Raw genomic sequence first — 9,310 nt, 5'->3', positions numbered from 1 at the left:
GTCTGTTCATAGACGTCGACGACGACGCGGGTGCCGCTCTCAATGTGGGGCGGCACCATGATGCGCACGCCATTCTCAAGAAGCGCCGGCTTGTAGCTCGAACTCGCCGTCTGGCCCTTCACCACTGCGTCGGCCTCGACGATCGTGCATTCGACCTGGTCAGGCAGCTGCACCGAAATGGGCCGGTCCTCATAAAGTTCCATGGTCACATCCATGCCATCGGCGAGGAAGGCCGCTGCATCGCCAAGGAGATCGCGTGGCAGCTGCACCTGGTCATAGGTCTCTTTGTCCATGAAGGTCAGCTGGTCGCCCTCGGCATAGAGGAACTGGAAATCCTTGGTATCGAGCCGCACGCGCTCCACAATCTCGGCCGAGCGGAACCGCACATTGGTCTTGCGCCCATCGATCAGGTTCTTCATTTCGACCTGCATATAGGCCCCGCCCTTGCCGGGCTGGGTGTGCTGCGTCTTGACAGCACGCCAGATGCCACCCTCATATTCGATGATATTGCCGGGACGAATGTCCACGCCACTGATTTTCATTGCCTCACCTGCCATGAAAGAGCGTGCGCGCCCTTAGCCGAGGTGGGGCAGCGCAAGCAACTGCCGCGGAACAAAGATCTTGACACCGCGCGGGCTGATATGGGATGCAGCAGCATCGGCGTTGTTCACGCTTGACGATGCGGGGTCTGAGAGGGGGCTTCCATGATGAAGAAGTTTGCTTTGGCAGCTGTGGCTTCGTTCGTCGCGCAGGCGGCCGACGCTGCGATTGTGACCATCAACGCGTCCTTCACGGCAACGAATTGGCAGGTCCTTTTCGGCTCTCCTGCACCGCCAATCGACCCGTTGATCATGAGCTATACCGCCACCTTCGATACCAGCCTCTTTTATGAGGCAAATACATCGGTGCTCACGACCGTGATCGCCAATTTTCCGTATCCGCTGACCTTCTCCTGGTCTCCCTGGATTAAGGTGATGGTCATTGCAACTGAAGGCGGCTCGTCTTTTTGCACACACATTGAAGAGAGCTTCTGTGCCTTCGTCAACGATCTGACCACTGGGATTCCCTATTTTGTCGAACAGTCGCCGGCGGGTGGGGGCGGCTGGGTCGCCCAGACGATTTCGCGAAGCGGTGGAGTCATTCCCGAGCCTTCGACCTGGGCGATGCTGATCGCCGGTTTCGGTCTGGTCGGCATGGCCGCGCGACGCACGCGTCATGCCGCTGCTGCCTGACGCTCAGCGCTCAGGCGGGGGCCAGTTGAGGCGCAAAAGCCTGGACGGCCGCGGCCGGGTCGGGCGCTGCCCATATGGCGGCTGAGACGGCCAGGAAATCGGCGCCGGCTTTGACCAGCGGCCGGCAATTGGCTGGCGTAATCCCGCCGATGGCGACACAGGGGATGGGCGAGATCGCCGTCCACCAGGAGAGGATGGCGGGTGTGGCCGTCAGGGAGACCTCCTTGGTGGCGGTCGGGAAGAAGGCACCGAAGGCAACATAGTTGGCGCCCGCCTCACCGGCCTCCATGGCCAGGTGTCGGCTGCCATGGCAGGTGACCCCGATCTGCGCCTGAGGGCCGAGATGCGCACGCGCCTGCGCCACGCTCCCGTCCGTCTGGCCGAGGTGCACGCCGTCGGCACCGGCCAGCCTGGCGAGGTCGGCCCGGTCATTCACGAGGAATGCCACCTCATGCGCCTGGCAGATCGGCAGCAGGCGCTCGGCAGCTGCAAGCACTTCGGCATCCGCCGCCCCCTTCAGTCGGAGCTGATAGGCTGCCACCGGGCCACCGGCCTTGAGCACCTGTTCAAGCGCCCGGGCGTGGGTCGCAAGGTCGAACGCCGGCGGGGAGATGAGGTAGAGCTGGCAGGGTGGCCGTTCCTCGCGGCCGAAATCGGCCAGCGGATCATCGCTCATTCGCGGCCCAGGTAGATGCGGATGATCCGGTCGAGAAGAGCAAGCGCCTCCTCGCGTGGGCGCTGGAAGCTGTTGCGCCCGATGATCGAGCCATTGCCACCGCCATCGCGAATGGCGCGCGCATCCGCGAACACCGCGTCCGCACCCTTGGCCGCCCCGCCTGAGAAGACGACGAGACGCCGGCCCTCGAAACAGGCCTTGACCACATGGGCAACCCGCTTCGCCTGGGTCGACCAGTCGCCCCCCTCATAGGCCTTCTTCGCATCCGCCTGTTCAATATGGTCGGTCGGCAGCTTCACCTTCACGATATGCGCACCGATGAGGCAGGCAAGGTGCGCGGCATAGGCGCCAACATCGAGGGCAAGCTCACCGTCCTTGGAAAGCTTGCCACCGCGCGGATAGGACCAGACAACAGCCGCAAGGCCGACTGCCTTCGCTTCGGCAATCAGCTCGCGCGCTTCTTCCACCATGCCGTCGAAATGCTCGGAGCCCGGATAGATGGTAAGGCCAATGGCCGCGCAGCCCAGCCGCAGCGCATCGTCCACGCCTGCAGTCACTGCCTGATCCTTGGCAGTCGCCCAGCTGTTCGAGCTGTTGACCTTGAGGATGGTTGGGATCTGGCCAGCGAAGCTGTCGGCTCCGGCTTCCAGCATGCCAAGTGGCGCTGCATAGGCGTTTAGACCTGCGTCGATTGCAAGCCGGAAGTGGTAGTGCGGGTCATAGGCCGGGGGATTGATCGCAAAGCTGCGCGCCGGGCCATGCTCGAAACCCTGGTCAACAGGCAGGATCACCATCTTTCCCGTGCCGCCGAGGCGACCTGCCATCAGCATCCGGGCGAGGTTGGCTTTCGTCCCCGGATTGTCGCTTTCATACGCATCGAGGATGCGACGAACGGCCCTGGTCATCTTCATGCGACACTCTCCTGTTCAAGGGCGGCAACACCGGGAAGCGTGCGGCCCTCCATCCATTCGAGGAAGGCACCGCCGGCCGTCGAGACAAAGCTGAACTGATCCGCGACGCCGGCCTTATTGAGTGCGGCAACCGTGTCGCCACCTCCGGCAACCGAAATCAGATGGCCTTCACCCGTCAGGGCAGCGACAAGCCGGGCAAGTGCCAGTGTCGCCGTATCAAATGGCGGCAGCTCGAAGGCGCCAAGCGGCCCGTTCCAGACCAAAGTCGCGCAGGTCTTCATAAGGTCAGCGAGCGCTTCCACGGCATGGGGCCCGAGGTCGACAATCATCTCGTCGGGCTCGACATGATGAACGCTGACAATCCGGTGATCGGCATGGGCGCGGAATTCACGCGCGACGACGACATCATATGGCAGGTGGACAGTGCAGCCCGCCCGCGCAGCCGCTGCCATGATCCCGCAGGCAGTCTCCAGCTGGTCCGGCTCATGGAGCGAGCGGCCAATGGCCATGCCCTTTGCTGCCAAGAAGCTGTTGGCCATCGCGCCCCCGATGACCAGATGATCGACGTTCTCGACAAGATGCGAAAGGACCGCGATCTTGGTTGAGACCTTAGCGCCGCCGACGATGGCCGCAACCGGCCGGCGCGGGCTCTTGAGCACGGCCGAAAGGGCGCGGAGTTCCGCTTCCATCTGCCGCCCGGCGTAGGCGGGAAGCAACCGCGCCAGCCCCTCGGTTGAGGCATGGGCGCGATGAGCAGCAGAAAAGGCATCATTGACATAAAGGTCGCCGAGCCGCGCGAGCGCCGCTGCAAAACCGGGATCATTGGCTTCCTCGCCTGGGTGGAAGCGGGTGTTCTCGAGCACGGTCACGCTGCCATCTGCAAGGGCCCGGGTCTCTGCTTCCATGTCCTCGCCAGCGCAATCCGCCAGGAACCCGACCGGCCGGCCGAGCACAGTGGCAAGCGCAGGCACGACATGGGCAAGAGTCGCTTGCGGGTCCCTCCCCTTCGGCCGCCCGAAGTGGGACAGGAGCAAAACCCGCGCACCCCGCCGCGCCAGCTCCTCGATCGTCGGCCGGGTCGCCTTGAGACGCGTGTCGTCGGTCACTTCATGCCCGGCCATGGGCACGTTTAGGTCGACCCGGACCAGCACGCGCTTGCCAGCAAGGTCAGCGGGCAGGTCATCAAGGGTGCGGAACGTCACAGCAGACGCCCCATGGCCACTGCCGTATCAAGCATGCGATTCGAGAAGCCCCACTCATTGTCGTACCAGGAGACGACCCGCACGAGCTGCCCCTCGATGACAGCCGTCTCGAGACTGTCAACTGTGGACGAAGCTGGATCATGGTTGAAGTCCACCGAGACCAGTGGCTCTTCGGTGTAGGCAAGAATGCCCCGGAGCGCGCCTTCTGCTGCGGCCTTCAATGCTCCGTTGACTTCCTCGCGGCTGGTGGCGCGGCCAGGCACGAAGGTCAAGTCCACGAGGCTCACATTGGCTGTCGGCACCCGCACAGCTGAGCCATCGAGCTTGCCCTTCAATGCCGGCAGCACTTCCCCCACCGCGCGCGCGGCACCGGTTGTCGTTGGGATCATCGACATGGCCGCTGCCCGGGCGCGGCGCGGGTCGCCGTGAATTTGGTCGAGGATGCGCTGATCGTTGGTGTAGGCGTGAATGGTCGTCATGAGGCCCCGCTCGATGCCGACCGTCTCGGCCATCACCTTGGCAACCGGGGCCAGGCAGTTGGTGGTGCAAGACGCGTTGGAGACAATCCGATGATCCGCCGTGAGCCGGTCGTGATTGACGCCGTAGACGACCGTCAAGTCCGCACCCTTCGCTGGCGCTGAAACCAGCACCCGCTTTGCCCCCGCATCAAGGTGGAGGCGGGCCTTCGCTGCATCCGTGAAAAGCCCCGTGCACTCAAGCGCGATATCAACGCCAAGGTCGCGGTGGGGGAGCTTTGCCGGGTCGCGCTCGGCAGTCACGCGGATGCGCCGGCCTTCGACCAGGATGGAGTCCCCATCCGCCTCGACCTTGCCCGGAAAGGGGCCATGCACGGAGTCGCGGGCAAGCAGGCGGGCATTGGCGGCAGCATCTGCAAGATCGTTGATGGCGACCACCTCGATATCCGACCGGCCGCTCTCGATGGCAGCGCGGAGCACCAGCCGCCCGATCCGCCCGAACCCGTTGATCGCCACTTTCACCATGCGCGCGCTCCTCTGTTTCTTCCTTCTGTCTCTTCGTGTCCGTTGGCCAGCCGGGTGCGCACCCGGTCGGCGATGGCCTCACCTGTAAAGCCAAAATGGCGGAACAGGACGGCAGCCGGGGCCGAGGCCCCGAACTGGTTGAGCCCGATCATGAGCCCATCGGCACCGATGATCCGCTCCCAGCCAAGCGTAATGCCGGCCTCGACCGACACCCGCAGCACATCCGGCGGCACGAGTGCCAGCCGCTCTTCGGCCGGGCGCGCGAGAAAGTGCGTCCAGGACGGCAGCGAGACGACATCGCAGCCAATGCCCTCCGCTTCGAGAAGGGCAGCCGCGTCACAGGCAGGCGCCACTTCCGAGCCGGTTGCAACAAGCACGACCCGGCGGGTGCCGCGCGCCTCGACCAGCCGGTAGCCGCCCCCGGCCGCACGATTGGGCCCACCCGCTTCCCGCAGCGCCGGCAGGTTCTGCCGGGAAAGCGCCAGCACCGACGGCCGCTGCCGGTCCATCAGTGCGAGTTCCCAGCACTCGGCTGTCTCGACAGCATCCGCTGGCCGATAGACGACAAGGCCAGGGATCGCGCGAAGCGCCATCAGATGCTCGACTGGCTGGTGCGTCGGACCATCCTCGCCAAGGCCAATTGAATCATGCGTCATCACATGGATGACCCCGAGCCGCTGCAGCGCCGCCAGCCGCAGCGCTGGCCGACAATAGTCGGAAAAGACGAGGAAAGTGCCACCATAGGGGATGATGCCACCGTGGAGCGCCATGCCGTTCATGGCAGCTGCCATGCCGAACTCGCGGATGCCATAGTGGAGATAGCGGCCGCCAGGAGTCGCCTTCGTCAGGAGCGCAAGGCCAGCTGTTCGCGTGTTGTTGGAGCCCGTGAGATCGGCCGAGCCGCCGATCGTCTCCGGCAGCTGGGCGTTGACCTTCTCCAGCACCATCTCGGAGGCCTTGCGCGAGGCGACATTGGCGGGCGCGATCGCAAGGTCGAGCGGCGGGAGCCGGCCCTCCATGCGGCGGGCGAATTCGGCAGCCTCGGGGTGGGCGGCAAGCCGCGCTTCCCAGGCCTTGCGTGCCGCCCGCCCGCGAGCGCCCGCTCGCCGCCACTCGGCAAGGATCGGCTCCGGCACTTCAAACGGCGGCGCCGTCCATCCAAGCCTTGCTTTCGCGCCCGCCACCTCGGCAGCACCAAGCGGGCTGCCATGGGTCTTCTCGCTTCCAGCCCGCGTAGGCGCGCCAAAGCCGATGATGGTGCGGCAGCGCACCAAAGACGGGCGGGGATCCGCAAGGGCTGCAGCGATGGCGCGGTCGATATCCGCCACATCATGGCCATCACAGACCTCGACATGCCAGCCCGCAGCCGCGAACCGGGCCGAATGGTCCTCAGACGTGGCAAGACTGGTCGGACCGTCGATCGAGATGCCATTGTCATCGAACAGGAGGATGAGCCTGCCAAGGCCGAGATGGCCCGCAAGCCCGATCGCCTCGTGACTCACACCTTCCATGAGGCAGCCATCGCCAGCAATGACAAACGTCCGGTGGTCGACAAGATCCGCCCCGAATATGGCGTTCAGATGCCGCTCGGCGATCGCCATGCCAACGGCGGTTGCGAGCCCCTGCCCCAGCGGCCCGGTGGTCGTCTCCACCCCTTCAAGCTCGGTCGCCTCCGGATGCCCAGCGCAGGGCGAGTGGAGCTGACGGAACTGCCGGATGTCCTCCATCGTCGGCCGGGCATAGCCGGCGAGGTGGAGGACGGCGTAGAGCAGCATCGAGCCATGGCCAGCAGACAGGACGAACCGGTCCCGGTCTGGCCAGTCAGGAGCTTCTGGGTCGAACTTCAGATAGCGTGTAAAGAGAACAGTGGCGACATCGGCCATGCCCATGGGCATTCCGGGATGACCCGAATTGGCCGCCTCGACTGCATCCATCGCAAGCGCGCGGATGGCGTTTGCCATCGAAGCCAAACGCCCGGCATCGATTGCTGCAGTCACTCCGATCCCCTTGATGCGGCGCCTTTGCATGCGCGCGCGGCATGGCGCGGCCGATTCGACCGCCGCACCATCCCCTTGCAAAGGCAACCCCCAAAATCAACCGGCCGCCCCGCACGCGCAGTCGCCCGGACACCCAGGCGGCCGGATTGACCAGACCCGAGATCATGTCTTACCAAACTGTCCTAACGCACTCGACTTCTTCAGGCAGGGCCAAGGGAGGAAGGGGAATGGCAGCAGACTCCCCGGATCAGCGGGAGATGGAGACGGACTCGTCGGCACCCTGGGCCGTTCTTGATCGGCTTGGGCATGCTCTCGTCCGCTGTGCCGATGCCACGGCGCGGATCGAGGCCCGGCTCGGGGAGTCCGGGCCGCTCGCGGCCGAGGCACGGCAGGTTCTCGCTGCCATGGATCGACTTCTGGACAGTTTGGATGGCTGAAGTTCTCGTTGAAGTCGGGGGTCGCAGCTATCGCCTTGCTTGCCGCGATGGTGACGAGCGTGCACTCGAGGCGGCAGCGCGCGAGTTCGACCGGCGAGCGCAAGCGCTTGCGTCAGCGCTTGGTGCGCTGACGGAAGTGCGCTTGCTCCTAATGGCGGGCCTCCAGGTCACAGGCGAGATGCTGGACCGGAGCCGCCCAGGTGAGGAGCTGTTCGAGCGGCTTGCGGCACTCGCCGCTGGGTTCGAGTCACTGGCTGCCCGCCTCGAGCGGGCGGCAGGGGTTGAGCCGGAAGCGAAGCGATCCTAGACTGGCTTGAGGCGGGGTCTGGTCGATGCGCGCTATCGAACATCCCTGAGGCGATATCATCCGAAAGGGTGCCGTTCCTCACCGGATCCTGGTCCAGTGATCACGGCGCCCACCTGGCGTCGAAGGCGTCAGCGGATTTCCGGGCAAACGGTCGAACCGGTCCCGCCACCTCCGGAGCCCAGGCAAATTGGGTTGGGATGCAGGCGTGGACCAAGTGGCACGGCAAGCCCAGGCGGCACGGCAAGACCAGGCGGCACGGCAGGCCCAGGCGGCACGGCAGGTATTGCGAAAGCATGCCCGTGCAGCGCGCCGGGCCCATGTCGCGGGCCTCGCAGTCCAGGTGCGGCGTGCGCTCGAGGAGGCGCTCGCTGCCCGTGTGCGGCCACTCCTTGTTGGCGGCGCGGTGGTTGCAAGCTATGCGGCAATGGCAAGTGAAGTGGACCCAGAGCCGATCGCTCGGGATATCGAGACGCTCTGCTTCCCGCGGGTAACCACAAGCGGCAGTCTCAGCTTTCATCTAAGCCGAGCAGACGACCTCAGCCCGGGCCGCCATGGCATCCTCGAGCCCTCCGCAACTGCGCCCCTCGTCACTCCCTCTCTTCTCTTCGTTCCGCTCCTTCTCTTCGATCGGCGCGGCGGACGCCTCGGCCAGGGCGGCGGCCATTATGATCGCACGCTCCGGGCGCTGCGCTCGGCGGGGCCCGTCCTGGCCATCGGCCTTGCCTGGGACATGCAGGAAGCCGATGCTCTCCCGCTTGCCCCGTGGGACGAGCGGCTCGACTTTGTGGCAACTCCAACGCGGCTTCTCCGGTGCCGCAGTGACAGGGAAGCCGCGGCAGCAAAGAGCCTAGGCGATGTCCGGTAGGCGGGATATGAGAAGGGCCATGACCCCAAGCCTGCGCCGGCCGTTTGGAATCCTTGGTCTCATCCTGTTCCTCTTCGTCTATGCGCTTCTTGTTGTGCGTTTGGCCGAGCCGGTGACCGGGCTCCATCCGCTGCTGCAGCTGCCGGTCTGGCTGCTGCTCGGCATCGCCTGGGTTGTTCCGTTCCGTCCTGTTCTTGTCTGGATGGAGACTGGCAGCTGGCGCAGCCCGAAATGACTCGCATCAGGCCAGAGCTTGCGACGGCCATGCACGAAGTCCGTGCTGCAGTTGATGCAATCGACTCCGAGCTCGTCGCGCTGATTGCCGAGCGCATGCGCTTCATGGATGCAGCAGCGCGGATCAAGCTTCGCCGCGAGGAGGTGCGCGATGAGGTGCGCAAGGCCGAAGTGATTGCCCGCGTGAAGGCGCTTGCAGCCAGCCACGGGCTGGCGCCTGAGCTGGTGGAGACGTTGTGGGAACAGCTGGTCGAAGCCTCGATTGCGCACGAATTTGCCCAGTGGGACCGGCTCCGCCAGCCAGCTCGCCGGCTTGGCTGACCCAAGATATCGCCCCGAAGCGAGAGTCTCCCCGTTTCCTCCGGCCCCTGGCCCCTGGGTCTCCCGGCCCCCTGCGCTTCGGCCCCCTGCGCTCTGGCCCTCTGCGCTCCGGCCCCCTGCACCCGGG

Annotated in this window: 12 protein-coding genes and 1 other RNA gene; 7 read left to right on the top strand and 6 right to left on the bottom strand. The window is 65.3% G+C overall.

Going from position 1 to position 9,310, the window contains the following annotated elements:
• The coding region (gene efp, locus ACWIQA_RS00065; RefSeq protein WP_448581023.1) for an elongation factor P at positions 1 to 542 on the bottom strand (542 nt) is incomplete at its 3' end.
• 162 nt (positions 543 to 704) lie between these two features.
• Between efp and ACWIQA_RS00060 the strand changes: the two genes are divergently transcribed.
• Positions 705 to 1,232: a PEPxxWA-CTERM sorting domain-containing protein gene (locus tag ACWIQA_RS00060; RefSeq protein WP_448581021.1), complete on the top strand. Its 528-nt coding sequence runs from the start codon at positions 705 to 707 to the stop codon at positions 1,230 to 1,232.
• Positions 1,233 to 1,242: 10 nt separating this feature from the next.
• Here ACWIQA_RS00060 and thiE read toward each other — a convergent pair whose 3' ends face one another.
• Genes thiE through tkt form a run of 5 tightly spaced genes read right to left on the bottom strand, consistent with a single transcriptional unit; the run spans position 1,243 to position 7,049 of the window.
• The gene (gene thiE / locus ACWIQA_RS00055; protein ID WP_448581020.1) at positions 1,243 to 1,908 is read right to left on the bottom strand and encodes a thiamine phosphate synthase; all 666 of its coding nucleotides are present in this window, start codon (positions 1,906 to 1,908) and stop codon (positions 1,243 to 1,245) included.
• Positions 1,905 to 2,813, bottom strand: a complete 909-nt coding sequence (locus tag ACWIQA_RS00050; RefSeq protein WP_448581022.1) for a class I fructose-bisphosphate aldolase — start codon at positions 2,811 to 2,813, stop codon at positions 1,905 to 1,907. Before ACWIQA_RS00050 ends, thiE begins: the two co-directional genes overlap by 4 nt.
• Positions 2,814 to 2,815: 2 nt before the next feature.
• Complete coding sequence (locus tag ACWIQA_RS00045; protein WP_448581019.1) at positions 2,816 to 4,021, bottom strand: phosphoglycerate kinase; 1,206 nt, start codon at positions 4,019 to 4,021, stop codon at positions 2,816 to 2,818.
• Positions 4,018 to 5,022, bottom strand: a complete 1,005-nt coding sequence (gene gap, locus ACWIQA_RS00040; RefSeq protein ID WP_448581018.1) for a type I glyceraldehyde-3-phosphate dehydrogenase — start codon at positions 5,020 to 5,022, stop codon at positions 4,018 to 4,020. The genes ACWIQA_RS00045 and gap overlap by 4 nt, the downstream gene beginning before the upstream one ends.
• Positions 5,016 to 7,049, bottom strand: a complete 2,034-nt coding sequence (gene tkt, locus ACWIQA_RS00035; RefSeq protein WP_448581017.1) for a transketolase — start codon at positions 7,047 to 7,049, stop codon at positions 5,016 to 5,018. The genes gap and tkt overlap by 7 nt, the downstream gene beginning before the upstream one ends.
• Positions 7,050 to 7,246: 197 nt before the next feature.
• Here tkt and ACWIQA_RS00030 point away from each other — a divergent pair, with 197 nt between their 5' ends.
• The 6 genes from ACWIQA_RS00030 (at position 7,247) to ACWIQA_RS00005 (ending at position 9,183) form a co-directional block, all read left to right on the top strand.
• A complete protein-coding gene (locus tag ACWIQA_RS00030) occupies positions 7,247 to 7,456 on the top strand; it encodes a hypothetical protein (protein WP_448581016.1) in 210 nt (69 codons plus the stop codon).
• Positions 7,449 to 7,763, top strand: coding sequence for a cell division protein ZapA (locus tag ACWIQA_RS00025; protein ID WP_448581015.1), 315 nt, complete (start codon positions 7,449 to 7,451; stop codon positions 7,761 to 7,763). Before ACWIQA_RS00030 ends, ACWIQA_RS00025 begins: the two co-directional genes overlap by 8 nt.
• A 12-nt stretch (positions 7,764 to 7,775) precedes the next feature.
• Positions 7,776 to 7,930, top strand: a non-coding RNA gene (ssrS, locus tag ACWIQA_RS00020) — 6S RNA.
• Positions 7,931 to 7,968: 38 nt separating this feature from the next.
• Positions 7,969 to 8,628, top strand: coding sequence for a 5-formyltetrahydrofolate cyclo-ligase (locus ACWIQA_RS00015; protein ID WP_448581014.1), 660 nt, complete (start codon positions 7,969 to 7,971; stop codon positions 8,626 to 8,628).
• 19 nt (positions 8,629 to 8,647) lie between these two features.
• Positions 8,648 to 8,863, top strand: coding sequence for a DUF2842 domain-containing protein (locus ACWIQA_RS00010; protein ID WP_448581013.1), 216 nt, complete (start codon positions 8,648 to 8,650; stop codon positions 8,861 to 8,863).
• Positions 8,860 to 9,183: a chorismate mutase gene (locus tag ACWIQA_RS00005; protein WP_448581012.1), complete on the top strand. Its 324-nt coding sequence runs from the start codon at positions 8,860 to 8,862 to the stop codon at positions 9,181 to 9,183. Before ACWIQA_RS00010 ends, ACWIQA_RS00005 begins: the two co-directional genes overlap by 4 nt.
• Positions 9,184 to 9,310: the final 127 nt, after the last annotated feature.

The organism is Thermaurantiacus sp., assembly GCF_053487655.1.
This window is presented reverse-complemented; position numbering and strand designations above follow the sequence as displayed.

Bases quoted from the DNA above. Each gene is read 5' to 3' on its own strand.
- ACWIQA_RS00060 (WP_448581021.1), top strand. From the start codon at position 705: ATGATGAAGAAGTTTGCTTTGGCAGCTGTGGCTTCGTTCGTCGCGCAG.
- thiE (WP_448581020.1), bottom strand. From the start codon at position 1,908: ATGAGCGATGATCCGCTGGCCGATTTCGGCCGCGAGGAACGGCCACCC.
- ACWIQA_RS00050 (WP_448581022.1), bottom strand. From the start codon at position 2,813: ATGACCAGGGCCGTTCGTCGCATCCTCGATGCGTATGAAAGCGACAAT.
- gap (WP_448581018.1), bottom strand. From the start codon at position 5,022: ATGGTGAAAGTGGCGATCAACGGGTTCGGGCGGATCGGGCGGCTGGTG.
- tkt (WP_448581017.1), bottom strand. From the start codon at position 7,049: ATGCAAAGGCGCCGCATCAAGGGGATCGGAGTGACTGCAGCAATCGAT.
- ACWIQA_RS00030 (WP_448581016.1), top strand. From the start codon at position 7,247: ATGGCAGCAGACTCCCCGGATCAGCGGGAGATGGAGACGGACTCGTCG.
- ACWIQA_RS00025 (WP_448581015.1), top strand. From the start codon at position 7,449: ATGGCTGAAGTTCTCGTTGAAGTCGGGGGTCGCAGCTATCGCCTTGCT.
- ACWIQA_RS00010 (WP_448581013.1), top strand. From the start codon at position 8,648: ATGACCCCAAGCCTGCGCCGGCCGTTTGGAATCCTTGGTCTCATCCTG.
- ACWIQA_RS00005 (WP_448581012.1), top strand. From the start codon at position 8,860: ATGACTCGCATCAGGCCAGAGCTTGCGACGGCCATGCACGAAGTCCGT.